This is a genomic window from Lysinibacillus sp. NPDC097868 (assembly GCF_044761135.1).
GTDB lineage: Bacteria > Bacillota > Bacilli > Bacillales_A > Planococcaceae > Lysinibacillus.
The window spans coordinates 67,935-93,546 of sequence record NZ_JBIWBS010000003.1 but is presented as its reverse complement, the minus strand read 5'-3'; the positions used below and the strand labels follow the sequence as shown (position 1 = coordinate 93,546).

At 39.4% G+C, this 25,612-nt stretch carries 20 protein-coding genes and 1 riboswitch; of the genes, 15 read left to right on the top strand and 5 right to left on the bottom strand.

The window, feature by feature from the left end; all coding sequences use genetic code 11:
• Positions 1-49: 49 nt before the first annotated feature.
• A complete protein-coding gene (locus ACIQXJ_RS17300) occupies positions 50-2,986 on the top strand; it encodes an S-layer homology domain-containing protein (protein ID WP_403056255.1) in 2,937 nt (978 codons plus the stop codon).
• 165 nt (positions 2,987-3,151) lie between these two features.
• Here ACIQXJ_RS17300 and ACIQXJ_RS17295 read toward each other — a convergent pair whose 3' ends face one another.
• The 5 genes from ACIQXJ_RS17295 to ACIQXJ_RS17275 all read right to left on the bottom strand — a co-directional run bounded on the left by ACIQXJ_RS17295 (position 3,152) and on the right by ACIQXJ_RS17275 (position 7,265).
• Positions 3,152-3,697 carry a hypothetical protein gene (locus tag ACIQXJ_RS17295; RefSeq protein WP_403056257.1) on the bottom strand — a complete coding sequence of 182 codons (546 nt, stop codon included), beginning with the start codon at positions 3,695-3,697 and terminating at the stop codon, positions 3,152-3,154.
• A 158-nt stretch (positions 3,698-3,855) separates the two neighbouring features.
• Positions 3,856-4,380 carry a hypothetical protein gene (locus ACIQXJ_RS17290; RefSeq protein ID WP_403056260.1) on the bottom strand — a complete coding sequence of 175 codons (525 nt, stop codon included), beginning with the start codon at positions 4,378-4,380 and terminating at the stop codon, positions 3,856-3,858.
• A 285-nt stretch (positions 4,381-4,665) separates the two neighbouring features.
• Positions 4,666-5,040, bottom strand: coding sequence for a RidA family protein (locus ACIQXJ_RS17285; RefSeq protein ID WP_403056263.1), 375 nt, complete (start codon positions 5,038-5,040; stop codon positions 4,666-4,668).
• A 13-nt stretch (positions 5,041-5,053) separates the two neighbouring features.
• Positions 5,054-5,995 (bottom strand): threonine ammonia-lyase, encoded by a 942-nt coding sequence (locus ACIQXJ_RS17280; RefSeq protein ID WP_403056266.1) that lies wholly within the window; start codon positions 5,993-5,995, stop codon positions 5,054-5,056.
• 160 nt (positions 5,996-6,155) lie between these two features.
• The gene (locus ACIQXJ_RS17275) at positions 6,156-7,265 is read right to left on the bottom strand and encodes a GGDEF domain-containing protein (RefSeq protein WP_403056269.1); all 1,110 of its coding nucleotides are present in this window, start codon (positions 7,263-7,265) and stop codon (positions 6,156-6,158) included.
• A 160-nt stretch (positions 7,266-7,425) separates the two neighbouring features.
• Between ACIQXJ_RS17275 and ACIQXJ_RS17270 the strand changes: the two genes are divergently transcribed.
• The 14 genes from ACIQXJ_RS17270 (at position 7,426) to ACIQXJ_RS17205 (ending at position 25,609) form a co-directional block, all read left to right on the top strand.
• Positions 7,426-7,860: a YwiB family protein gene (locus tag ACIQXJ_RS17270; RefSeq protein ID WP_403080879.1), complete on the top strand. Its 435-nt coding sequence runs from the start codon at positions 7,426-7,428 to the stop codon at positions 7,858-7,860.
• Positions 7,860-9,527, top strand: coding sequence for an arginine--tRNA ligase (gene argS / locus ACIQXJ_RS17265; protein ID WP_403056275.1), 1,668 nt, complete (start codon positions 7,860-7,862; stop codon positions 9,525-9,527). The genes ACIQXJ_RS17270 and argS overlap by 1 nt, the downstream gene beginning before the upstream one ends.
• A gap of 413 nt (positions 9,528-9,940) precedes the next feature.
• A complete protein-coding gene (locus tag ACIQXJ_RS17260) occupies positions 9,941-10,330 on the top strand; it encodes a MerR family transcriptional regulator (RefSeq protein WP_403056278.1) in 390 nt (129 codons plus the stop codon).
• The gene (locus tag ACIQXJ_RS17255; RefSeq protein ID WP_403056280.1) at positions 10,323-11,825 is read left to right on the top strand and encodes a class I adenylate-forming enzyme family protein; all 1,503 of its coding nucleotides are present in this window, start codon (positions 10,323-10,325) and stop codon (positions 11,823-11,825) included. Before ACIQXJ_RS17260 ends, ACIQXJ_RS17255 begins: the two co-directional genes overlap by 8 nt.
• 2 nt (positions 11,826-11,827) lie before the next feature.
• Positions 11,828-13,495, top strand: a complete 1,668-nt coding sequence (locus ACIQXJ_RS17250; RefSeq protein WP_403056283.1) for an acyl-CoA dehydrogenase family protein — start codon at positions 11,828-11,830, stop codon at positions 13,493-13,495.
• Between the two features lie 253 nt (positions 13,496-13,748).
• Positions 13,749-13,933, top strand: a riboswitch (cobalamin riboswitch).
• Between the two features lie 196 nt (positions 13,934-14,129).
• Positions 14,130-15,116 (top strand): ABC transporter substrate-binding protein, encoded by a 987-nt coding sequence (locus tag ACIQXJ_RS17245; RefSeq protein WP_403056286.1) that lies wholly within the window; start codon positions 14,130-14,132, stop codon positions 15,114-15,116.
• Complete coding sequence (locus ACIQXJ_RS17240; RefSeq protein WP_403056289.1) at positions 15,113-16,114, top strand: FecCD family ABC transporter permease; 1,002 nt, start codon at positions 15,113-15,115, stop codon at positions 16,112-16,114. The genes ACIQXJ_RS17245 and ACIQXJ_RS17240 overlap by 4 nt, the downstream gene beginning before the upstream one ends.
• Positions 16,111-17,571, top strand: a complete 1,461-nt coding sequence (locus tag ACIQXJ_RS17235; protein ID WP_403056292.1) for an adenosylcobinamide amidohydrolase — start codon at positions 16,111-16,113, stop codon at positions 17,569-17,571. Before ACIQXJ_RS17240 ends, ACIQXJ_RS17235 begins: the two co-directional genes overlap by 4 nt.
• A 13-nt stretch (positions 17,572-17,584) precedes the next feature.
• Positions 17,585-18,148 carry a cob(I)yrinic acid a,c-diamide adenosyltransferase gene (locus ACIQXJ_RS17230; protein ID WP_139860146.1) on the top strand — a complete coding sequence of 188 codons (564 nt, stop codon included), beginning with the start codon at positions 17,585-17,587 and terminating at the stop codon, positions 18,146-18,148.
• Positions 18,149-18,545: 397 nt separating this feature from the next.
• A complete protein-coding gene (locus ACIQXJ_RS17225; RefSeq protein ID WP_403056295.1) occupies positions 18,546-20,780 on the top strand; it encodes a (Fe-S)-binding protein in 2,235 nt (744 codons plus the stop codon).
• 200 nt (positions 20,781-20,980) lie between these two features.
• Positions 20,981-22,186, top strand: a complete 1,206-nt coding sequence (locus ACIQXJ_RS17220) for an acetyl-CoA C-acetyltransferase (protein WP_403056298.1) — start codon at positions 20,981-20,983, stop codon at positions 22,184-22,186.
• The gene (locus tag ACIQXJ_RS17215; RefSeq protein WP_403056301.1) at positions 22,186-23,037 is read left to right on the top strand and encodes a 3-hydroxybutyryl-CoA dehydrogenase; all 852 of its coding nucleotides are present in this window, start codon (positions 22,186-22,188) and stop codon (positions 23,035-23,037) included. The genes ACIQXJ_RS17220 and ACIQXJ_RS17215 overlap by 1 nt, the downstream gene beginning before the upstream one ends.
• A gap of 198 nt (positions 23,038-23,235) precedes the next feature.
• Positions 23,236-24,369 (top strand): acyl-CoA dehydrogenase, encoded by a 1,134-nt coding sequence (locus tag ACIQXJ_RS17210; RefSeq protein WP_403056304.1) that lies wholly within the window; start codon positions 23,236-23,238, stop codon positions 24,367-24,369.
• Positions 24,370-24,472: 103 nt separating this feature from the next.
• Positions 24,473-25,609 (top strand): acyl-CoA dehydrogenase, encoded by a 1,137-nt coding sequence (locus tag ACIQXJ_RS17205; RefSeq protein WP_403056307.1) that lies wholly within the window; start codon positions 24,473-24,475, stop codon positions 25,607-25,609.
• The last annotated feature ends 3 nt before the right edge of the window (positions 25,610-25,612 follow it).

Here is a 25,612-nt window from a genome sequence, read left to right as displayed (position 1 = left end):
TTATTAGCGTAGTGATTTTAGAAAATTTAATAGAAAAGGAGTATGTATGATGAGAAAGAAGATAGCTTCGATTGTTAGTTTATTGTCTTTGGTAGTTAGTTTGGGCACAACCTTTATTTTTAGTAATCAAGATGTAGCATTTGCCAATAACAGTTTGGTACCAATTTATGCAACTGAGGACACGACAATGGTATATGAGGGTATTGATGCTGGATTAGTTTACGAGGATGGGAACCTGGGATATCTTGATGTAGGTTATCAGGGAACATATGGTGCGCCTTTGCAGGTTCAAGTATTGCTCAAGTTTCAGTTGCCACCCATTCCTGCAGGGTACGAGGTTGAAAGTGCAAATCTTTATATTCCTGTAACAGGTGGTGCTCTCCAAGCAACAACTAATTTTTTACTAAAAGTTTCTACAAGTACTAATCATAACTGGATTCAAGATACTGGGATACCATCACCACCAGCTCCTACTTCAGGGTCTACACAATCAAGAACATTAGCCAATAATGTTACTATACTTAAACCTACGCTAGCGCCATTTGATTTCACTAGCTATATATCAGAGGAGTCCATGAAAACTTACTCTAGAGCAACATTTATTCTTTCAGGAATGACTGCTCAAGAAGCTGCTCAAAATGGAATACTATTTATGGACCATTATATCCAAATGACTGAATCTAATATGGGGGGAAATCTGGGTCCATATTTAATTATTACATACTCCGAAATTGTCGACTTTCAGGTAACGGGAGTTCAAGATGGTGGCCTATACAGCACGAATGTAACGCCACAGTTTAACATTGGTACAGCAACTTTGAATGGGAATCCATTTACAAGTGGAACACAGATTACTGCTGAAGGTTCATATACATTAACAGTTACAGCTGGTAGCCAATCAAAAAACATCCAATTCCGAATTGATAAGACCCCTCCGACAGGGACGGTAATTGTAAATCAAGGCAACCAATATACGAATAGTACAGGTGTATCCGTTTCAGTAATGCCAGATGTAGGTGTAAATGATATTACGCATATCCGTTATTCGGTTAATGGAAATCCATTTGCACAAATGCCTTACGTACCAAGCTTTATGCTAGCTATAGGAACTGTTAACGGAGAAAAAACATTGTCCTTTAAGCTTGTTGATGGAGCGGGCAATGAATCTCCCGAATATCAAAGAATCATAACACTGGATACGGTAGCCCCAACAGGCTCTGTTGTTATCAATAATGGAAATGCGTATACAACGAATCGTGATGTAACGCTTAATTTATCCTTAGCTAGTGGTGTGACAGATGTAGTAGGGGCACAATTTTCTATTAACAATAGTTCTTGGTCGGGTGTCGAAGCCTTTAGTCCAACGAAAAGCTATACACTACCAGCTGGAGATGGCAGCAAGACAGTATATGTACGATTTATTGATCGAGCGGGCAATGTAGGGACAGCTCAAGAGAGTGTCACTCTGGATACGATCGCGCCTGTTGTCAACGGTATAACAAACGGAGCGAGCTACAATGCAAAGCAGACAATAACTTTTAATGAAGGTACAGCAAAATTGAACGGTACTATCTTTACTAGCGGCTCGTCTGTAGACGCGGAAGGCTCGTATGTACTTGTCGTTACGGATATTGCTGGTAATACTACAACCATTACATTTTCCATTGATAAGACCGCGCCATTTGTCAGCGGTGTAGCGGATGGAGGAAGTTACAATTCCTCAAAAACCATTACATTTAACGAAGGTACAGCAACATTAAATGGTAATGCGTTTGTGAATGGGATGTCTGTGGACGCGGAAGGCTCCTATGTGCTCGTTGTTACGGATGACGCTGGTAACTCAATTACCGTAACATTCAGTATCAATAAAACAGCTCCTATTAAATATACAATAAAGTACGACGGAAACGGAGCAACTGGAGGACAAGCGCCAGTCAATAGTCAAACTTATGAAAATGGACATAGCGTTACAGTAGCTGATAATACTGGCAATCTAGTGAGGACTGGATTTACGTTTAGTGGTTGGAATACAAAAGCAGATGGCAGTGGTATAAATTATGTGGCAAATAGCAAGTTTACTTTTAAAGGCTCGAATGTCACACTGTATGCCTTGTGGAAAGTTAATCGTTATACATTATCATTTGAATCAAATGGAGGCAGTGGTGTCACGATTCAGAATGTATCATACAACGGAAAAACAACAGAACCGACTGCACCGACGAAACTAGGTTATACATTTGGCGGATGGTATAAAGAGGTTACACTTATTAATTCGTGGGATTTTACAAAAGATACGGTAGTAGGGAATACAACGCTATATGCGAAGTGGATAGAAAATAGTTCATCAGGTGGTGGGGGTTATATTCCAACGCCAGAAACAAAACCAAATCCTAAACCAACACCAACACCAGAAATCCCAGTAGAACCAGAAAATCCTACAGAACCTGAAGTACCAGAGAATCCAACACCAACAATAACATTCAGTGATATTTCTACAAACTGGGCAAAAGAAATGATTGAGGATATAGCAATGCGTGGAATAATCAATGGTTATCCGGACGGAACATTCCGTCCAAATGATTCAATTCAGCGTCAGCATGTTGCAATTATTATCGCTCGTGCCTTTGAGTTAGTACCAAGTCGCGAGATAACACCATTTAATGATGTTGCAGCAAATCATCCCTACTATGAGGGCATTATGAAGTTGCAGCAGGCAGGAATTATAGACGGGTCCAATGGATTATTCCATCCAAGCGAATCATTAACACGAGCTCAATTGGCAAAAATAATAGTGTTGGCATTTGGATTAACTTCAGAAGGGACTAGTCATTTCGAAGATGTTCCTACAACACATTGGGCTCATGATTATATTGCTATTCTCGAAAATTATGGGATTGCGTTAGGGGATAATGGCAGTTTTAGACCGAATGAACCTGTAACACGTGCACAGTTTGTTACTTTCTTATACAGGGTGCTTCATTTGTAACAACCACTCGTTTGGTCGCAAAGAAAATTCTTTTTAGTAAGTTTTCAGACAGCTTAATTATAAGCAATATAAGGCGAAAGAGCATCCACAGTTTTCATTGCGGATGCTCTTTATTAAGTTACCTAAAAAAAGAGAGTGGGGTTAGCTATGAGCTAGCCATATTTTTTATGTAAATTGTTTGAGTGCCTGGCACTTAAGATAATTGTATTTTTCAGCCAGGCCATTTAAAGTTTGTGTTCGTGTATCTTGTTGTCTTAACGACAGGTATTGATGTGCGCTGAGCAAGACTGCTTGAAGAAATTCATATTCGGTACAAACCCCTTTAGTGATTTTCCCCATACCATGCTTTGAAGAAAAAATTACTAAATGATTTGGCTTCGTAATAATTTTTTCTAAAGTCCATTGGATATCATTCAATGATATAGAAGTTTCACCAAATCCATCATGTAAATAATCAATAACCATCGTTAAAAACCCTGGCCATATTAAGTCACAATCATCCCAATCAAACAACGACGTAATGGGCACACCGTCTATTTCTACAATAATAGCCCCATGTAAAAAATGACCTTTACCTTTCGTTAAATTTTTTGCAAGGATTTGTAGCGCATCGTTACTTTGAATACTAATAAATTCCTGTTGAAGCTGTTCAATCGTATGGGAATAAAGACTTTTTGTTTCGATGGCAATGAATGTATCAATTTTTATCATATATATCACCTACAAGCCGTTAGGATAAAATGTAGTAACTCGGTTTTTAGATATTACTAATCTATAAGCTTGCCCCTCAATCATTACAATTATTCTTCCATAGCCGTTTACGTCAATCTTATCTCTATTTTGGTTTATGATTTGAATTATTTGTGATCTTAGTTGAGGAGTCGTGATGTTAGGTTAAAAAGGGTTTTATCTTTTAAACCTGTCCAAAAACGCGGATGGTGATTTTGTAAAATATGCACCATACTACTTCTCTGTAAAAGTACCGTATTACCATTTCCGATATTTATAGTAGCAGGTTGGAATGAAAGTGTTTCTACTTGTGCTGCACTAGCCGGTTGTTTTTTAAAGATTTTTGAACCGAATTTAACTACGTATTGTCCACCTGAAAAAACAACTCTAGCTACTAAATGCCATAAGCGTGGTTGTCTTGTGGGGAAATCCTCTTCATTAATTATATGATACTGCCCATCATAGACTTCTCCAGGCTCAAGGTCTACTATTTCAGCGTTATCGTCTTGTTCTTCAAAATAATCAGGGAAACTATCGTTTGAGTTTTCGAAATTCGTTTCTTCCCATAGGACGGAATCCCAATCAAAATCTGTGTTGTGTGTAGCATTGTTTATTAAATCGAAATCACTTGCTGCAGTGTTTGCTAGTGTGATACTACTACTCATAGGAGTAAGTACTATTGAAAAACATAAGTAGGAAATTAAAATATAAGCTATTTATTTCAAAACAAATTACCTCCTGTTTATACTTACTAAACATTCTTTTAAATGATAATTTGTTATAACAAATTTACTTATACTCGAGTTACTTAAAAAATATCATAATTAAAACTATTATTTCAATTATATTGCGGTCAATAATTTGAAAATTATAAAAATAAACAGTCCGTCGAGCCAAATAATTTTTGAACCGAAAAAGTAAGTGTTTTGAATGTTTTTTCCAAAATAGAATTAACCGTAAAGCTCTGCAATGGCCTCTAATTCAATTAAGCAGCCGTGGCTTAATTCTTTAATGGGGATAATGGCGCGAGCAGGTTTATGGGAGCCGAAAAATTGTGCATAGGCTTCATTTACATCTGCCCATAAATCAGAGGAAGTAATATAAACTCGGCACATCACAACAGCCTCTTTTGTAACACCGCTTGCTTGCAGTACAACTTCCATTTTTTGCAGAGCCATTAATGTTTCAGCGTGGATGCCACCTTCTGCTGGTTTGCCGGTAGTCGGATCTACTGAAGTTTGCCCCGAAATATACAAATTCCCGTTACTAATGATTCCTGGTGAATAATGCCCGATAGGTTCTTGGTTGATAAATATTTGCTTCATAATGTTAGCCTCCTTATAAATTATGTAATTGATTTAACCCAACATTGCCACCTGAAATAAGGAAGCAAACATGATCGTTTTTCGAAATTGGTAAATTCCCATGAAGAGCTGCCCCGATACCAATGGCAGAGGAGGGCTCAGCTAATATTTTGCCTTCAAGTAATAATGTCCGCATTCCGCTAACGATTGAAGCCTCGTCTACACGCACAATATCATCAACAAGCTTTTGAACAATTGGGAAGTTTCGTTCGCCAGGTTGTAAAGTTAAGAGTGCGTCAGCTAAAGATTTTTGCTCATCTAAAAGCAATCTTTCATCGGCCTTTATACTTTCTGAATAACGGGGGACGGCAGCCGGCTCTACACCGATGATTTTAATATGAGGAGCTAACGATTTTATCGCCGTTGCTACACCACTTATTAGTCCACCGCCACCAATTGGAACAACGATTACATTAACCTGAGGGAGTCGTTCTAAAATTTCTAATCCTACCGTCCCTTGACCAGCCATAATGTCATAATCATCATAAGGATGAATGATGGCATATCCGTGTTCTAAGCTAAGTTTTTCCGTTATATCGTGTCTTTCAGCAAGCTTACATTGTACAATGTTTGCACCTAGTGCCCGAATACCTTCAACTTTAATACTTGGTGCTGAATCGGGTAAAACGATTGTTGTCGGAATATTTAATAGTTTAGCTGCGAAGGCAACACCTTTACCATGATTACCTGATGAGGCCGCCACAACACCCTGTTGTAATTGTTCAAGTGGCATCGAGAGCAATTTATTCAGAGCACCACGTAATTTGAAGGAGTTTGTTTTTTGCATATTTTCGGCTTTAATCGAAACATTGCAATTTAACAGTTCATCGAGTCCATGTAAGCGAACAACAGGAGTTTCATAAATATAAGGCGCAACTTTCATTTTGGCAGCTTGGATATTTTCAAGTGTTAACATATAGCAATCCTCTTTTCTATTAATGGATTGAAAATTCTGAAATTATAATATAAATGTAGTGTTATAGTGAATATCTGTCAACGACTATTAGTGAAGCGAAAAAAGAAAAAGAATCTGCGTTACGTTACTTTCGCAGATTCTCGTGTAGTAGACCCAAATATTAGTTTTCTTTGTGGAAGTCGATATTATTAGCGTGTAATACTCGGTTGCCACCAAAAGCTTTTATATCAGTTGTAACTTGTGCCGCGATAATGGCAAGTTCATCAAACGCCACACCGTTATCAGGACTTGAGCTAATACCGATGGAAACCGTTAATGGCGTAGTTTGCTCAGTATTGGTGTTGAAAGAATGAAGTGCAATTTGATGTCGCAGTTTCTCAGCATGATATAGAGCGATGGCTGGTGGGGCATCCTTTAATATAATATAAAATTCCTCTCCTGCAACTCGTGCAGCTATACCGTTTATAGGTTCTACATAATCATTAATGATTGTGGCGAGTTGTTTAATAACACCATCACCAGCTAAATGGCCATACTTGATATTAATATCTTTCATATCATCAACGTCAAAATGGAGCACTGAAAAATGGTCCGTTTCTAAAACCATTCCTTGCGCAAAGGATCGAATAGCCAAATTATTTGGGAGCTGTGTTAAATAGTCCTTTTCTTTAAGATGGTAGGTTAGCTGTACTTTTTCACTTGTCGCTTGTAAACGTTTAATAACAGCGAAAATTGTAAAAAATGTAAAAAGGGCATAGGCAACAAATCCTAAAATAATCTTTATTTTTAGCATAGCAGGTAAAGTGACAATAAGAACTAACATCACAGTGATTTCAATCGTCAAGCTATAAAAATAAGCTGTTAATGTGTGAAAAGTAATGGGCTTTTTTAATGCAAAAAGCGCAAGAACAATAGAAATTACTAATAAATTAATATTTGATAAACTTGTTATCGATAGTACGTCTTGTGTAGGGATGATGATTAAGCTTCCTATTGCCATTATTATGCCACTAATTACAATCGACCACGGGCCACCGATAAGTCCACTAAAAAGAAGAGGGACAATATGGATGTTTATGAGTGTTCCGTTCAAATAGTTTAACGAAATGCCACTTAGTATAAGACCTGTTAGACCAAAAGAAATTCCCACCAAAATGGGCTTAAAATCTTTAATTAGTGATTGTCCTCGAGCCGGATGAGTAAATGGCCAATACGTTAAAATGATTAATGTAAAGGTAATACAAAAGCTGACAAAAATGTGAAGTAACATCTATAATTGTAGTTCCTTTCTCGAAGATCTATAAATAATAGTAAATCTTTTCACTTTGTCTGCCAATGCTTGAAAACATTACTCACTTCTATCTTGAAAAAAAGTAGACATTCATCCTATAATAAAAAGGTTATAGTAAAAAGAATAAAAGGGAGCGTCCATGATGGTGAACGAAGAAAAATCGCAGGTGAACATTAAGCTCATTTCGACGATTCGTCCGATTGATGGGGAGTCCGAAACCGTTGAAATGTGGTTAAAAGGGCAGCTAATAACTAAAGCAGATTCCCTATATTTAAAATATGAAGAGATGCAGGATGAAAAAACAATCCGCACGACGATGAAGCTAGACAAAGAACGGGCACTTATTATGCGCGCAGGAGCAGTAAAAATGCGCTTACCACTCAATATTTTTGAACAACAAATAGGCCATTATGAAAGTGAATTTGGTTCGATGCCACTCGTGACTCAAACGAAAAACATGTTATTTACTAGACATGTAATGCGTGGAGATTTTCATGTGCAGTATGATTTACTAATGGGTGGACAAAGTGTTGGCAATTATACATTAGACATTACATTTACGGAGGTACAATGATGAACGCAGTAGAACAAGTACAACAAGCCATTAAGACGGCGATTGCACAGGCTGTTGAAAAAGCTGGCTTAGTTGAAGCTGGCACAGAGTTAACGATTCACTTAGAAACACCAAAGGATAAAGCAAACGGAGATTATGCAACAAATATTGCAATGCAATTAACAAAACTAGCTAAAAAGCCACCACGTGCGATTGCAGAGGCAATTTTAGAAAACCTTGAAACTGAAGGTACTGATATCGAGAAAATTGATATCGCAGGTCCTGGCTTTATGAATATTACTGTCCGTAAAGATTTCTTAACAGGTGTTGTAACAGCTGTCCTTGAACAAGGTGCAGATTATGGACGTTCAAACGCAGGAGCTGGTGAGAGAGTACAAGTTGAATTTGTGTCAGCAAATCCGACAGGCGACCTTCACCTAGGTCATGCACGTGGCGCATCTGTAGGAGATTCATTGTGTAATGTTTTAGATATGGCTGGTTATGCAGTATCTCGTGAGTACTACATTAACGATGCTGGTAATCAAATTAATAACTTAGCTTATTCATTAGAAGCGCGTTATAAGCAAGCTTTAGGTCTTGCTGCAGATATGCCAGAAGATGGTTATCACGGTCAGGATATTATCGATATTGCAGGTAAATTAGCGAGTGAGCATGGCGATTCGATTTTATCAAAATCTGATGAAGAGCGTTTTGCATTTTTCCGTCAACATGGCCTAGCTTTAGAATTAGATAAATTGAAAACAGACTTAGCGAATTTCCGCGTGAATTTTGATGTATGGTATTCTGAAACATCATTATATGAAAACGGCAAAATCGAAGTAGCTTTAGATAAATTAAAAGCAAATGGCCATGTTTTTGAAGAAGATGGCGCTACTTGGTTCCGTTCAACAACATTTGGCGATGATAAAGATCGTGTATTAATAAAAAATGACGGATCTTTCACATATTTAACACCTGATATTGCTTACCATGAAGACAAAATTGTCCGTGGCTTTGATAAACTAATTAACATCTGGGGAGCTGACCACCACGGCTATATCCCACGTATGAAAGCGGCTATTCAAGCACTTGGTTATGACCGTGACACACTTGAAGTAGAAGTTATTCAAATGGTTCAGTTATATAAAGACGGCGAGAAATTTAAAATGTCGAAACGTACAGGGAATGCCGTAACGATGCGTGAGCTTGTTGAAGAAGTTGGATTAGATGCAGTGCGTTACTTCTTCGTGAAAACAGCTGGTGATTCGCATATGGACTTTGACCTTGATCTTGCGGTATCACAATCAAATGAAAACCCAGTATATTATGCGCAATATGCGCATGCGCGTATTTCTTCAATTTTACGTTCAGCAACTGAACAAGGCTTTGCTACATCAACAGCTAACTTAAGTCTGTTAACTGCTGAAAAAGAAATTGATTTATTGAAAAAAATTGGTGATTTCCCGAAAGTAGTGGCAGATGCAGCAAAACACCGTACACCGCACCGTATCGCAAACTATATTCAAGATACAGCAGCTGCGTTCCATAGTTTCTATAACGCTGAAAAAGTACTAGATGCTTCGAATAAAGAGCTAACAGAAGCACGTTTAGCACTTATTACGGCTGTACGTACTACTATTGCTAACGCATTACGTCTAATCGGCGTATCTGCACCTGAAAAAATGTAATATGATTTTTATTACCCCGACACAATCGTGTGTCGGGGTTTTTTTCGGTGACGTGTTTTGTGCATCACGCCAACATAAAATTGTTCGAGTGCCTGACACTTCATCAGACACCTACCATAAAATGCATTTCTAAAATCGTGAAAATCTGCTGTGCATTCCTCGGGGTCGACGTAAGCCACAACTCTCACTTCGCGTGGTTTGTTGTGTCATACGTTACGTGTGTTCCTGCAGGAGTCTACGCAGATTTTTACTTAGAAATTAAAGATATTTTAACGGCAAAATTCTGAATTGTTTGAGTACCTGACACTTTTTTCTTCTTTGTGTGTTGATTTTTCTGTTTATTTCTAATTTTTTGTTGAAGTTTACGTTAACGTTAATGATATACTGATGAAAATTGTGAAGGGGGAGCTGGCGTGAAAACGATTCAGGAGGTAGCGAAGCAATTTAATGTGTCTACACGTACCATTCGTTATTACGAGGAGCTTGGGCTTCTATGTCCTCATCGTTCGGCTACTAATCAACGCACCTTCTCAAAAAAAGAAATGGCGAAGCTCAAGCTTATTTTTAGGGGGAAGCGTTATGGTTTCTCATTAGAAGAAATCAAGGAAATGGTGTTGCTTTTTGATTTTGATCGTTCAGGAATACAACAACTGGAACGTACTGTGGCATATGGAGATCAAAAAATTCAAGAAATTGATAGTAAAATAGCCGAGCTTACACAAATGAAAAATGAATTACTGCAATTACATGGCATATTTAGTGAGAAATTATTAACTTTAAAGGGAGAGATGCACGATGAATAGTTCAAATTTGTTAGCACGAAATGCCCGAAAGTATGCTGGAAAAGAAGCTGTTGTTTGTCATGGAAGAAGAGTGACTTACCGTGAATTAGATGAGCAAGTGACTCGACTCGGTCATGCTTTGATAGAACTGGGTATTCGTCCAGACGATAAAGTAATTATTTTTATGCCAAATGTTGTAGAGTTTGTTGTTAGCTATTTTGCGATTCAACGCATTGGTGCAATTGTCGTTCCCGTAAATGCAAAATTTACATTGCAGGAGGTTGAATATGTTGCACAGCATGCAGAGGCTAAAGCTATTTTAGTGCATGAGGCTATTTTTGCTGCGGTCGAGCATATCAATGTCGTGCCGTTGAAAATTAAAACAGGACATGTGGAGGCAGGGTGGCTTCATTATGAAACGCAAATACAACATGCCAGTACACATCCAATTGATTGTCAGCTAAATGAAGACGATGCATCGACGATTTTATATACATCAGGCACAACTGGAAAACCAAAGGGCGTACTATTTAGCTATCGTAATATTTTAACTGTGGCCCAGATGATTGCGGTAGAAATGGAAGTAAAGCCTACAAGTCGTATTCTCCTTATGATGCCGTTAACGCATTCAGCACCATTGCATTTATTTTTAATGGCTGGCGTACTTGTTGGCTCAACGAATGTATTAACGCCAACATTCACACCAGATTTATTGATAGATTCGATTGAACAAGAAAAAACGACACATTTTTTCGGGGCTCCTGTTGCCTATTTATTAACTGCCCAAACAAAGAGATTGCAAACAGCGGATTTATCTTCGATGAAATGGTGGGTTTACGGAGGTGCACCTTTATCACAAAATGAAATTTGCCATATACAAAAAGCTTTCCGAACAGACAATCTAACATGTGTTTATGGATTAACAGAGGCTGGGCCAAGTGGTTCCTTAATGTTCGGACAAGAGCATAAAGCGAAGGCGGGGAGTATCGGTCAGCGTGCACCTCTGGGGACGGAGCTTCGTATTATTAACGACAACGGGGAAGATGTCGGTGTGAATGAAGTGGGCGAGGTTGTGTTATTCGGAGAAGGCAATATGATGGGGTATTACAGGGATGAAGTAGCAACAAAGTCAGCCTTTATAGATGGATGGCTGAAAACAGGAGATTTAGCTCGGAAAGATGAAGAAGGCTATATTTGGATTGTAGATCGCAAAAAGGATGTTATTATTTCGGGCGGTGTCAATATTTATCCGAAGGAGATTGAGGATTTACTTTTAAGCTATGAAGGAATTTTTGAGGTGGCTGTTATCGGTGTCCCTCATCCGCAGTGGGGAGAAACCGTAAAGGCAGTGTATGCTGCAAAGGCAGAGATGGATGATAGTGCACTAAAAGCGTATTTAGAGAAGCACCTAGCAAAATATAAAATTCCACGTTTATTCGAACAAGTGGAAGCGCTACCAAGAAATGCGTCAGGAAAAATATTAAAACAATCGTTGAAGGAACAAGAGGTGAGATAAATATGAAAGTGTTACAACAAAATGCAAATCGAACAACTAACTTTTTCGCAGAGGATGAGACACTACACAAACTATTAGAAATGATGCTAGATAAAGAACTTCTAGTCTATGCTCAGCGAGAGTTAAAGGATTTCGGCGAGCTTTGTGCAAATGACATCGACGTGAGAGCGAAACATACGGACAGAGAGGGAGAGCCCAAACTGCACCGCTATAATGCTTATGGTGAGGATATATCGGAAATTTGGGTCAATGAAGGTTACAAAAAAACGATTGAAGAAACATATAACACTGGGATCGTTGGCTATGTGCATAAGGAAATTCCACAGTTAGGTAGAAAGGGAAATTATGTGTATAGCTTTGCACAAGGCTATTTACTGTCACATGCAGAGCCTGGCTTCTATTGTCCAGTTACCTTAACGATGGCAACAGCGTATTTGCTTGATCATTATGCGAGTGATGAGTTGAAGGACAGGTTTTTACCACATGTTTGTGCAACAGGGGATACAGAGTTATATGAGGGAGCAACATTTTTAACGGAGCGGCAAGGAGGCTCAGATGTCGGCGCAAATGTTGTAGAGGCTGTACAGGACGGAAGTCATTATCGTTTGTATGGAGAGAAGTACTTTGCATCAAATGTTGGAATGTGTGGTGTGGCGATGGTATTAGCACGTATTGAAGGTGCTTCAGCAGGTTCGAAAGGTTTAACATTATTTGCAGTACCTTGGCGTCAAGATGATGGCAAGGTTAACCACCTTCGCATTCGACGTTTAAAGGATAAGCTCGGAGTCAGAGCAGTGCCATCAGGTGAGGTGGAATTCGATGGTGCACTTGCGTATGTCGTTGGAGAGCCAAACAAAGGAATTTATTATATGTTAGAGGCTCTTAATTTATCTCGAATTTGTAACGCCGTAGCTTCCATTGGCATTATGCGTCGAGGTTATTTAGAGGCGAAGCATTATGTCACAAACCGAAATGCGTTCGGGCAACCTTTAATTCAATACCCAATGATTCAGGATACATTAGGGAAATATGCTGCTAAGTTACATGTAGAGGTAGCTACTGTTTTTGATCTTATTCAATTATATGACAAGGTAACGAGTGGTCAGGGGAATGAGCAGGACATCATTCTTAATCGTTTGAATATCGCCATCATGAAAAAAGAAACAGCTGAACAGGCGGTACATTACGCAAGCGAAGCAATTGAATTGCATGGAGGAAACGGTTATATCGAAGATTTTGTAACGCCACGTTTACTTAGAGATGCTCAAGTACTTACGGTATGGGAAGGTACGGCTAACATTTTAGCACTTGAGCTTATTCGCTTAGTAGATAAATTTAATGCCCATGAATTATTTGTCCATGTAATGCGCGAGCGTTTGACGAAGTTAACTGATTGTTCATTAGTACAAATTGTAGGCGAGCAACTGAAGAAAACAGAAGCAACATTGCAAGTCTTTAGTCGTTTGGATGAGGCTACGAAGTCGTACGAGGCAAAGGGAGTAGCCGAAAAAATGGCCCATTTATACGAAAGTGTAGTGGCAGTCGAATGGGCAGTCAAATTTGGCGACAAGTATGAAAAGCTAGCAGATATTTATTTAGAAGATACATGGGCATTGCGCGAAATAGGCGCACCAATGAAAACTGTGCAATATTTTTCGGAAATTATGTAGCGGGTGTCAGGCACACAAACAATTTTGAAAATTTTTTTATCCTGCGGGAACGCGGAAAACGAAGTGGATTTTTCCGATTTAGGAGTCGACATTATGTTAGGTTCTATGTAGTGCCAGGCACTCAAAGAATTATACTAGTTGATTGAAGCGTAAAGTGTCCGCACACAGTGGAAATCAACGATCTTAAAAAAGAGACGCTAATACAGGGTCTCTTTTTTATCGTTATCTATTTCTATTTTCATGTATAATAAAATCAACTGAATATTATAAAGGTTCTTTACTAAAGTAAAGTGAAAAGGGAAATCGGTGTAATTCCGATGCGGTCCCGCCACTGTAAGTGTGAGTTTTTTCAATCTATGCCACTGAATTTTTTTTGGGAAGGCATGAAAAAGCATTTGGAGCACGAGCCAGGAGACCTGCCTTTATAGAACGATACATTGCAGCCTACGAGGATAGGATGGTGGTTTTTTTGTGCAAGCACCGCCTCTCGTTATGATGACGAGGGGGTTTTTTTGTTTTGGAAAGCTACTGACGATAAATAATTGAACATAAAGGCAATAAGTTGCCAACATTCTATCGATCAATCAAGTGAACAGAGCTGAAAAATGCACATACAATCTAAGGAGGTCTCACAATGAAAAAGTATTGGAAAATAGGGTTATCAGCATTTTTAGCAATGGGCATTCTAGCAGCATGTGGAGAAGAACCGAAAAACGACAAATCAACAACAGAGCAGCAGGATCAGCAGGATCAGCAGGATCAGCAGGATACAAAACAGGTAGAAGAAGCAACGTTCCCGCTAACAATAACAGATGCTACTGGCAAAGATATTGTACTAGAAGCACCGCCAGAGAAAATTATTTCTCTTATTCCAAGTAACACAGAAATATTATTTGGACTTGGCTTAAATGATAAAATCGTTGGCGTTAATGATTATGATGATTATCCACCAGAGGTTGCTGACAAAGAAAAGGTTGGCAGTATGGAATTTAATATAGAACAAATTATTGCTTTACAGCCAGATATCGTTTTTGCACATGAATCAGGTATAGCTTCTTTAGGGGGAGCGATGGATCAGCTGGAAGCAGCGGGTGTTAAAGTATTTGTTGTGAAAAACGCGAGTGATTTTAATGAGACATATACGACGATTGAGCAATTAGGTCGCGCCACTGGTAAGCTACCAGAGGCGGAAAAAATTATTGCCAATATGAAAGCAAAGGTTGAGGAAGTCCAAGCAAAATTACAGGACGTGAAGATGAAGAAAGTCTTTGTAGAAACGTCAGATGAACCAGAAATCTACACACCTGGCAAGGACACGTTTATGCAGGAGATGCTAGAGATGATTCATGCCGAAAATATCGCAGCTGATACGGATGGCTGGTTCAAAATTGATGCAGAACAAATTATTACAAAAAATCCAGATGTCATCGTGGTCACTTATAATTATGTGCCCGATATTTTAACAAAAATTCCACAACGTGCAGGCTTTGAGACAATTACGGCTGTAAAAAATAAGGCTATTGTGCAAGTAGATGAAAATACGACAAGTCGTCAGGGCCCGCGGTTAGCAGATGGGCTTGAAGAGTTAGCGAAAGCCGTCTATCCTGAGGCTTTCGAGTGAGTAAAACAGTTTTTGCCTATGTAACAGCCATTACGTTACTTATCGTTAGCATCTGGTGTGGCGTATCAATAGGCTCGGTTCATATTCCGTTAGAGGTATTTTGGAATAAAGCGGCAGATGAAACAGCTGCCAATATTTTATGGAAAATTCGTTTGCCGCGAGTATTGCTCGCAGGTCTTGTAGGAGCATCGTTGGCCATTGCAGGGGCAGCCTTTCAAGGATTGTTAAAAAACCCGTTAGCAGATCCGTATACGCTTGGTGTATCTTCAGGAGCGTCAGTCGGTGCTGTCATGACACTATTTTTCGGCATCTCTATACCAGTTGTCGGTTTGTATGCATTGCCAACGCTCAGTATGATAGGGGCTGTACTAACGATGGTAGCTGTGATGAGCTTTGCCAGAATAGTAGACCGTTCTCTGAAAATGGAGACACTTATTTTAACCGGAGTTATTTTTAGTTCTTTTTTAGGGTCGCTCATTTCACTAATGATAGCGTTATCAGGTGAAGAGCTTCGGCAAGTGATTGGCTGGTTACTAGGCTCAGTCTCGATGCGAGGATGGCCGTATGTGCAAATGATTACCCCATTTGTGGTCATTGGCTCTGTTATTTTGTGGACGCAAAGACGCGAGCTAAATGTTCTGCTCTATGGAGAGGAACGAGCAAAGCATTTAGGTGTCAATGTAAAGCGTAGCAAATATTTAATTTTAGTAGGAGGCTCCATGCTTACTGGGGCGGCAGTTGCTGTTTCAGGAACAATCGGCTTTGTCGGCTTAGTTGTGCCGCATATGACTCGAATGATTTGGGGTTCAGATCATCGTCATTTATTGCCGTTATCTTTTTTGAATGGTGCAACATTACTTATTATTTGCGATTTAGTGGCACGTACGATAATTATCCCACGTGAGCTACCGATAGGTGTTATTACTGCATTTATTGGGGCACCTGTCTTTTCTTATATTTTCTATAAGCAGCGTAGAAGCAAGGGGGTACGTGTATGATTATCGTTGAACATCTATCAGGTGGCTATGAGGACGTACCAATCGTTAAGGATGTAAGTTTTACGGTAGAAAAGGGGAAAGTCCTTGGCATTTTAGGGCCAAATGGAAGTGGCAAATCAACATTATTGAAAGTAATTAGTGGCGTATTACCAGCAACGGCAGGGACTGTTTTATTGGATGGCAAAAATATTAAAACATATAATCCGCGCACGTTGGCAAAAAAGATGGCCGTACTACCCCAATTACATGCCAATGCATTTTCAAATACAGTACGTGAGGCAGTATCACTCGGCCGTTATCCACATCAAACTGGCTTTTTTTCTCATTGGTCAGAGAGGGATGAGCGAGCAGTTCAATATGCCATGGAGCAAACGGGCGTCACACGCTATGAGCATACATCACTGGAGTTTCTATCAGGTGGTGAGCAACAACGGGTTTTTGTAGCACAAGCTTTAGCGCAAGCAGCGGAAGTATTATTGCTAGATGAGCCGACAAATCACCTAGACATTGCGCATCAACGTCAAATTTTAGATATGGTGCGTAAGGAAGCAATTGAATGTGGTTTAACTGTTATTATGGTGCTGCACGACATGAATTTAGCATCCCTCTATTGCGATGAATTGTTATTAATGGAAAGCGGCTGTGTACGCGCTTTAGGTGCACCACATAAAGTATTAATAGCGTCTCAAATTGAGGACGTATATCAGGCAAGAGTGACAACCTATGCCCATCCAGAAATACCTAAACCACAAATTACAATCATGCCATCATCAAGTGAATATCAGCAACGAGCTGTCATTGTAAAAGAAGATTTTAAAGTAACAACAGATTATATCCAACTGAAATCAAATGTCCCGCTAAAAACAGTTTCTTCAGCTGTTCATAATCCTGGAATAGGGTGGTATGACTGCCTATTAAATCGCTCTGTACCAGGAGATTATGTAGTTAATAATGTGAAACAAGAGGTCACAGATTTTTTACAAAGAGAGCATTTTTCGCCGACTAGCACAGTTGTGATGTTAACCGCTGTTCCTATACAACTCTATGCACTAAATGAATATAGCGCTTCTTTCGGTAGTGTGTTTGTCGTTGTCACTGCGGGTGTTGGAAATGCTGTAGATGTCTCTCGCACACACGAAAGACAGGATACGCCATATATTGGTACTATTAATACATGGGTCATCATCAATGGTTGTTTGTCGGAAGAGGCATTTTTTCAAGCATTGATGACTGCAAATGAAGCAAAAACGAAGGCATTGCAAATGGAAAACATTCGCGATTATCGTAGTGAAACAATTGCAACAGGCACTGCGACAGATAGCTTACTTATTGCGGCAACGCAAAAGGGTGAGGAAATGCGCTACGGTGGGCCGATTACAGATGTCGGTAAGATTATTGGTAAAGGCGTTTATGAGACGACGATACAAGCAATACAAAATTATAAAAATAAAGCATAGGAGTGAAAAAAGGATGAAACTTTACACGAAAACAGGCGATACAGGGAAAACAAGCTTAATTGGTGGGCGTGTTGACAAAGACAGTCTACGTGTTGAAACATACGGGGCAATTGATGAATTAAATTCTTTTATCGGCAAGGCAGTGAGCGAATTAGATCGCGAATTATTTAAAGACATTTTAGTTGATTTAGAAACAATTCAACATGAGCTTTTTGATGCTGGTGGAGATTTGGCCAATGTTATGAAGGAGCGTCATTACAAGCTAGCGGAAGCACCGATTGAAGTATTGGAGGCGCGTATTGATGCATTGTCTGATGAAGCGCCACCATTAGAGCGATTCATATTACCGGGAGGGGCTCCTGCCGCGGCAACATTACACATTGCACGAACTGTTGCCCGTCGAGCAGAGCGTCAAATGGTAACGCTAATGAAAGAAGTTCAAGATGTACCTACTATTGTGCAAAAGTATTTAAACCGTTTATCAGATTATTTATTTGCCGCTGCACGTGTTGTTAATGCTCGTTTAAATTTACCTGATATTGAATATATTCGCAGTGGGAAAGTGTTTAAAAAATAAGTTGTTTCTATAAGAAATTTTCTAGGAACAATAGTGGCTAGAGCCTGTATATAGCAAGCATTGCCTGGAGTGTAACGATGTGAATAATCACTTTATTAAATAAATATTTTAAGTGAAACTTATTACAGAGAACACTAATAATTATTAGAAAAAGAGCTAGTTACGAGAAATTAAAATACAAAAAAGCTACTTTGAAGGAAAATTCAGGGTAGCTTTTTTCCTTATAAAATGTAAGAATATAAAATTATCAGAAATATTTTTGTTTTAATGTTGACTGAATGCTCACTCATTTATTAGAATGTGAATATAGTGGTGGAATATCATACATTTACGTATGAGCTAGAAAATTTAACACAAAGAGAGAAAATTTACGACAAACTAAAAGGGGGGACCAACCATGAGTCCATTAGTTATTGCAAACATTGTTCTAACAGTCGTGGTTGTGCTTTATGCAGTAGGGTTATTTATCTATCTGTTAAAAACACGCTATAAATTCGTACAACTGGGGAAAAAGGTTGAGTTTGATGAAAGTGTCCAAGAACGTATTCGTTATTTAATGGTGAATGTGTTTGGTCAAAATAAGCTATTAAAGGATCCTAAAAGTGGTTTAATCCACGTTATGTTCTTTTACGGCTTCTTAATGGTTCAGTTAGGAGCCATCGATTTAATTTGGAAGGGGTTAGCTCCTGGGTCGCATTTACCACTTGGCATGTTCTACAGTGTATTCACTTTCTTCCAAGAGCTAGTAGTATTAATGATTTTAGTAGCGGTAGTATGGGCATTTTATCGCCGCTATGTAGAAAAACTAGTACGTCTAAAACGAGGCTGGAAAAATGGTCTTGTCTTAATTTTTATTGGTGGCTTAATGCTTTCAACATTATTAGCAAACGGTATGGGTCTTATCTGGCATGGAGAAGGTTTAACGTATACTGAGCCTATTGCTTCAAGCATTGCAGCTATTTTTGGCTTTTTACCAGCAACGGCAGCAGCGACTATTTTCTATATTTCATGGTGGGCTCATTTATTAATTTTACTAACGTTTTTAATTTATGTGCCACAATCGAAGCATTTCCACTTGATTGTCAGCCCACTCAATGTGTACATGAATCGTTTAGATCGCACAGGTACATTGACACCAATTGACTTCGAGGCGCTTGAAGAAGCAGGTGAAAATGCTGAAAATGAAGAAGATATCCCATCTATTGGTGTAGGACGTATTCAAGATTTTACACAAAAGCAAATGCTTGATTTATATTCTTGTGTAGAATGTGGCCGTTGTACAAATATGTGTCCTGCAACAGGAACAGGGAAAATGCTATCACCAATGGATTTAATCGTTAAGCTTCGTGACCATTTAACGTTCACAGGTGCGGTTGTTACAAAGCAAAAACCGTGGGTGCCATATCAATTTTTTGCAAATACAAAGGGTAATCAGCTTGCAATGGCAGCTGGTGCTGAAGGTGCAGTTATTGAGAATATTTATAGCCCTTCATTAATCGGTGACGTAATTACAGAGGAAGAGATTTGGGCATGTACAACTTGCCGTAACTGTGAGGATCAATGTCCAGTTATGAATGAGCATGTCGATAAAATCATTGACCTACGTCGTTACTTAACGATGACGGAAGGGAAAGTAAACTCTGATGCTCAACGTGCAATGACAAACATAGAACGTCAAGGAAATCCTTGGGGTCTAAATCGAAAAGAAAAAGAAAATTGGCGTGACTTAGATCCAACGATCAATATTCCAACAGTGAAAGAATTGAAAAAATCAGGCGAAGAAATGGAGTACTTATTCTGGGTAGGCTCTATGGGTGCATTTGATAATCGATCACAAAAAATTGCACTAGCGTTCTGTCGTCTATTAAACGAGGCGGGCGTGAAGTTTGCTATTTTAGGAAATAAAGAGAAAAACTCTGGAGATACACCACGTCGTTTAGGAAATGAGTTTTTATTCCAAGAGCTAGCGACAGCAAATATCGATGAATTTGAGAAAAATGATGTGAAGAAAATTGTAACGATTGATCCGCATGCATATAATATCTTTAAAAATGAATATCAAGATTTTGGTTGGAAAGGCGAAGTTTATCATCATACTGAACTACTAAATGAATTGATAGAGGAAAATCGTTTAGTACTGAATCATGAAGTGGATGAAACAATTGTATTCCACGACTCTTGTTATTTAGGCCGTTACAATGATGTGTACGATGCACCACGTGAAATTTTACGTGGCATTCCAGGCGTCAAGCTTGTGGAAATGGAACGTAATCGCGAAACGGCCATGTGCTGTGGCGCAGGTGGTGGCTTAATGTGGATGGAAGAGCATGTCGGTAATCGCATCAATGTTGCGCGAACAGAGCAAGCTTTAGCAACAAACGCTTCCGTAATATCTTCGGGATGCCCATACTGTTTAACGATGTTAGAGGATGGCACGAAGGCAAAAGAGGTTGAAGATACGATTAGTACGTTCGATGTGGCAGAATTATTAGAGCGCTCTGTGTTTGGAGAAAAAGTAAAAGCTGTTACAGAGAGTGACGAAGAAGTAAAAGAAGAGATGCTAGAAGAAGTAGTAGCTTCAGTGGAGTCTCCAGAGCAAAACAAGAATGAAGAGTTAAACGCAGAAAAATAATAATTATTGTAGAAATATTTTCTTTATCTGAAAAATATAAATTGCACAATAATTAATTGTTTTGTAGAATAAGATTAATTAGAAATGGGAGTTGCTTAATAACTCCCATTTTTTTATCGGGAAGAGTCGAGCGAGCGTTCAGTCAATGAAGATTGCTTTGATGCTTCATCGAGAAACGTAAAACAAAAGGGGTGTTTTACTTGAATAGAGCTGTAATTTTAGCAGGAGCAAGAACGGCATTTGGTAAATTTGCTGGATCACTTTCCGCACTTAACGCAAGTGATTTAGGTGCGATTGCCATTAAAGGTGCACTTGAAAAAGCAAATATAGCACCAGATGCAGTGGATGAAGTGATTTTAGGTACCGTTTTACAAGGTGGGCAAGGACAAATACCGTCAAGACAGGCTGCCCTAAAAGCAGATTTACCTGTAGCAGTCAAAACAGAAACGATTAATAAAGTTTGTGCGTCGGGGATGCGCGCTGTAACTTTAGCCGATCAGTTAATTCGTTTAGGGGACGAAGAAGTGATTATTGCTGGCGGTATGGAGTCAATGTCAAACGCGCCTTACTATCTTCTAAATGGTCGAACTGGCCTACGTATGGGCGATTCTACAATAATAGATGGAATGCTTTATGATGGGTTAACTTGTGCCTTTAATGAGGCAAGACCACCAATGGGGAGCTATGGCAATAAGGCTGCAATCGAATTTTCATTAAGTCGTCAAGAACAAGACGCTTGGGCTGTTCGCAGTCATGAACGTGCTCTTACCGCAATTGAACAAGGCTATTTTGCAGAGGAAATTGTACCTGTGCAAATTGCACAGCGTAAGGGTGAGCCGCTCGTAGTAGATACTGATGAAGCACCAAGACCCGGTACTACACAGGATGTGCTTGCTAAACTTAAACCAGCTTTTGAAAAGGATGGTTCGATTACAGCTGGCAATGCTCCTGGCGTCAATGATGGGGCATGTGCACTCGTTGTAATGAATGAAGAACGTGCAATGCGTGAAGGAAGAGAACCACTTGCCGTAATTATTGGCCATGCAGAGATTGCAATTGATCCGGAAAATTTCCCACAAACACCAGGTCTCGTTATTAATAGCCTGCTAAAAAAGACGGGTAAAGCATTAGCTGAAATCGATGTCATTGAAATCAATGAAGCCTTTGCAGCAGTGGCTCTTATTAGTAACCAGCTTGCGGACCTAGATGCAGAAAAAGTAAATGTTAATGGTGGTGCAGTGGCACTTGGCCATCCTATAGGCGCTTCTGGTGCACGCATTATATTAACACTAGCACATGAGTTAAAGCGTCGTGGTGGAGGAATCGGTATTGCGGCAATCTGCTCTGGTGGAGGGCAAGGCGATGCAATCATGATTGAAGTACCAAAGCAAAGGGGACATGAATGATGGGAATCCAAAAGGTAATGGTGATTGGTGCTGGGCAAATGGGCTCAGGAATTGCACAAGTTTGTGCGCAGGCAGGCTATGATGTTTTATTGAATGATATAAAACAGCCTTTTTTTGAGCGTGGCATAGGCGTTATTACGAAAAACTTAACACGTGATGTCGAAAAAGGCCGTAAAACCGAAGATGAAAAAACGGCAATTTTGGGTCGTATCAAGATGTCACTAGATTTAGAGGATGCTAGTGATGTAGATATTATAATCGAAGCAGCTGTTGAAAACATGGAAGTAAAGCAATCCATATTCAAGCAATTAGATGCAATTGCACCGGCACACGCCATTCTTGCGACTAATACATCATCGCTTCCAATTACAGAAATTGCAGCTGTCACAAACAGACCAGAGCAAGTGATTGGCATGCACTTTATGAATCCGGTACCTGTCATGAAGCTTGTCGAAATTATTAGAGGTTTAGCTACAACTGACGAAGTGTACAAAGCTGTGGAAGGAATGACTGTAAAGCTATCAAAAACACCAGTGGAAGTAAATGACTTCCCAGGCTTTATTGCAAACCGTATTTTACTGCCAATGATAAATGAAGCAATTTATGCGTTGTATGAAGGTGTTGCAACGAAGGAAGCAATCGATGATGTTATGAAGCTTGGCATGAATCATCCAATGGGACCTTTAACATTAGCAGACTTTATCGGTTTAGATACATGTTTATCAATTATGGAAATTTTACATGAGGGCTTAGGTGATAGTAAGTACAGACCTTGTCCTTTATTACGAAAATATGTGGCTGCAGGCTGGCTTGGTAAAAAATCAGGAAGAGGCTTTTACGTTTACGAATAGTCCTATGGGGATGGGAAGATTCAGATTAATTACTTACGTCGCGGCGTAATTTTGTCCAGATTATTTCGAGTCTATTCGAAAAGCTTTTTAAAATCTTAGACAACTGCCGAGGACTATTATTTGATTCAGCTAGAAGATGAATGCTAAATCAAATTAAAATGTAATGCTACGTGACAGCATAGAGGGGTGACATTATAGATGCATTTACAATTTACAGATGAGCAGTTAATGATGCGTGATATGGTGCGAAGTTTCTCACAGGAGAAGATTGCACCGTGGGTAGAACGTATGGAGGCAGGAGAGTTTCCACGTGAGCTCCTGCAACAGATGGGTGAGCTAGGTTTAATGGGGATTACAACGCCAGAAGAACTAGGTGGCTCTGCGATGGATTTTACATCATACATCATCGCTATCAATGAACTATCAAAAGTTAGTGCGGTAATGGGAGTTATTTTATCAGTACATACTTCAGTAGGTACGAATCCTATTATTTATTTTGGTAATGATGAGCAGAAAAAGCATTATGTTCCGAAGTTAGCAGCGGGTGAATATTTAGGCGCATTTTGTTTAACTGAGCCAGGTGCTGGTTCAGATGCAGGCTCATTACAATCAAAAGCGATACGTGATGGTGATGAATATGTTATTAACGGCTCAAAAGTATTTATTACAAATGGAGGCGAAGCAGATGTTTATATCGTTTTTGCCTCAACCAATCAAGCTGAAAAAACACGTGGCATCTCAGCATTTATTGTTGAAAAGGGCACACCAGGCTTAATTATTGGTAAGGATGAACATAAAATGGGCCTACATGGTTCACGTACAGTCCAATTAACATTTGATAACTGTCGAATTCCAGCTGGAAACCTTCTTGGGGAGGAAGGGGAAGGCTTCAAAATAGCAATGGCTAATTTGGATGTGGGACGGATAGGAATTGCAGCACAAGCTTTAGGAATTGCGGAAGCGGCACTTGAAGCGGCAACTAGCTATGCCAAAGAGCGTGTGCAATTTGGTAAACCTATTTCAGCACAACAAGGAGTCGGCTTTAAGCTTGCCGATATGGCGACTGCCGTGGAAGCGTCAAAACTGCTTGTGTATCGAGCAGCTGATTTACGTGCGAAAGGTTTACCATGTGGAGCAGAAGCATCGATGGCAAAGCTCTTCGCTTCGCGCACAGCCGTACAAACAGCGATTGAAGCTGTACAAATTTTTGGAGGCTACGGTTATACGGAGGATTATCCGGTAGAACGTTATTTCCGTGATGCCAAAGTGACTGAAATTTACGAAGGTACAAGTGAAATACAAAAACTCGTTATTAGCAAACATTTAATTTAATAGAGAGCACCATTGTAAAAGAGTTTGTTGAATGCACACGTGTTTATAAGGAATCCAATTAAGTCTTAGATGAAATTCATTAAAATTAAAGGGGAAATGGACAATGAACTTTCAATTAACAGAAGAACATGAACAATTACGTGAAATGATTCGCGACTTTGCTTTAAATGAGGTAGCACCATCAGCAGCGGAGCGCGATGAAAATGAGGAATTTGATCGTGCAATTTTCGACAAAATGGCTGAGTTAGGCTTAACAGGGATTCCGTGGCCAGAAGAATACGGTGGTGCAGGTTTTGATTATCTTGCTTATGTAATTGCTGTTGAGGAATTATCACGTGTATGTGCTTCTACAGGCGTAACATTATCAGCTCATACATCCCTTGCAGGTTGGCCATTATATAAATTTGGCAATGAAGAACAAAAACAAAAATATCTTCGACCAATGGCAGAGGGAAAACATATCGGTGCTTATGGCTTAACAGAGCCAGGATCTGGATCTGATGCGGGTGGTATGAAAACATATGCAAAACGTGATGGCGATGATTATATTTTAAATGGTTCAAAGATTTTTATTACAAATGGTGGAGTAGCAGATACATATATCGTATTTGCTGTAACAGATCCAGAAGCGAAAAACGGTACTTCTGCCTTTATAATTGAAGCTGGCTACGAAGGCTTTTCTGTTGGTAAAAAAGAGAAAAAACTAGGAATTCGTTCATCACCAACAACAGAAATTATTTTCGATAACTGCCGTGTGCCAAAAGAAAACCTACTTGGGGCTGAAGGAGAAGGTTTTAAAATTGCTATGACAACACTTGATGGTGGTCGTAACGGCATTGCTGCCCAGGCTGTAGGGATTGCTCAAGGTGCATTAGATGCTGCGGTTGACTATGCAAAAGAGCGTGTACAATTCGGTAAGCCAATTACGGCAAACCAAGGTGTTTCCTTTAAATTAGCTGATATGGCAACACAAATTGAAGCATCTCGTCTTCTTACATACCAAGCTGCTTGGTTAGAGACGAATGGCCTTCCATATGGTAAGGCATCGGCAATGGCTAAGTTAATGGCTGGTGATACAGCAATGAGCGTCACAACTGAAGCGGTTCAAGTCTTTGGTGGTTATGGTTATACGAAAGATTATCCAGTAGAACGCTATATGCGCGATGCAAAAATTACACAGATTTACGAAGGTACACAAGAGATTCAACGTCTTGTTATCTCACGTATGTTGACGAAATAATTT

Bases quoted from the DNA above. Each gene is read 5' to 3' on its own strand.
- ACIQXJ_RS17215 (WP_403056301.1), top strand. From the start codon at position 22,186: ATGGGAATCCAAAAGGTAATGGTGATTGGTGCTGGGCAAATGGGCTCA.
- ACIQXJ_RS17235 (WP_403056292.1), top strand. From the start codon at position 16,111: ATGATTATCGTTGAACATCTATCAGGTGGCTATGAGGACGTACCAATC.
- ACIQXJ_RS17295 (WP_403056257.1), bottom strand. From the start codon at position 3,697: ATGATAAAAATTGATACATTCATTGCCATCGAAACAAAAAGTCTTTAT.
- ACIQXJ_RS17270 (WP_403080879.1), top strand. From the start codon at position 7,426: ATGATGGTGAACGAAGAAAAATCGCAGGTGAACATTAAGCTCATTTCG.
- ACIQXJ_RS17275 (WP_403056269.1), bottom strand. From the start codon at position 7,265: ATGTTACTTCACATTTTTGTCAGCTTTTGTATTACCTTTACATTAATC.
- ACIQXJ_RS17210 (WP_403056304.1), top strand. From the start codon at position 23,236: ATGCATTTACAATTTACAGATGAGCAGTTAATGATGCGTGATATGGTG.
- ACIQXJ_RS17300 (WP_403056255.1), top strand. From the start codon at position 50: ATGAGAAAGAAGATAGCTTCGATTGTTAGTTTATTGTCTTTGGTAGTT.
- ACIQXJ_RS17205 (WP_403056307.1), top strand. From the start codon at position 24,473: ATGAACTTTCAATTAACAGAAGAACATGAACAATTACGTGAAATGATT.
- ACIQXJ_RS17250 (WP_403056283.1), top strand. From the start codon at position 11,828: ATGAAAGTGTTACAACAAAATGCAAATCGAACAACTAACTTTTTCGCA.
- ACIQXJ_RS17245 (WP_403056286.1), top strand. From the start codon at position 14,130: ATGAAAAAGTATTGGAAAATAGGGTTATCAGCATTTTTAGCAATGGGC.
- argS (WP_403056275.1), top strand. From the start codon at position 7,860: ATGAACGCAGTAGAACAAGTACAACAAGCCATTAAGACGGCGATTGCA.
- ACIQXJ_RS17280 (WP_403056266.1), bottom strand. From the start codon at position 5,995: ATGTTAACACTTGAAAATATCCAAGCTGCCAAAATGAAAGTTGCGCCT.
- ACIQXJ_RS17225 (WP_403056295.1), top strand. From the start codon at position 18,546: ATGAGTCCATTAGTTATTGCAAACATTGTTCTAACAGTCGTGGTTGTG.
- ACIQXJ_RS17290 (WP_403056260.1), bottom strand. From the start codon at position 4,380: ATGAGTAGTAGTATCACACTAGCAAACACTGCAGCAAGTGATTTCGAT.
- ACIQXJ_RS17285 (WP_403056263.1), bottom strand. From the start codon at position 5,040: ATGAAGCAAATATTTATCAACCAAGAACCTATCGGGCATTATTCACCA.
- ACIQXJ_RS17255 (WP_403056280.1), top strand. From the start codon at position 10,323: ATGAATAGTTCAAATTTGTTAGCACGAAATGCCCGAAAGTATGCTGGA.
- ACIQXJ_RS17230 (WP_139860146.1), top strand. From the start codon at position 17,585: ATGAAACTTTACACGAAAACAGGCGATACAGGGAAAACAAGCTTAATT.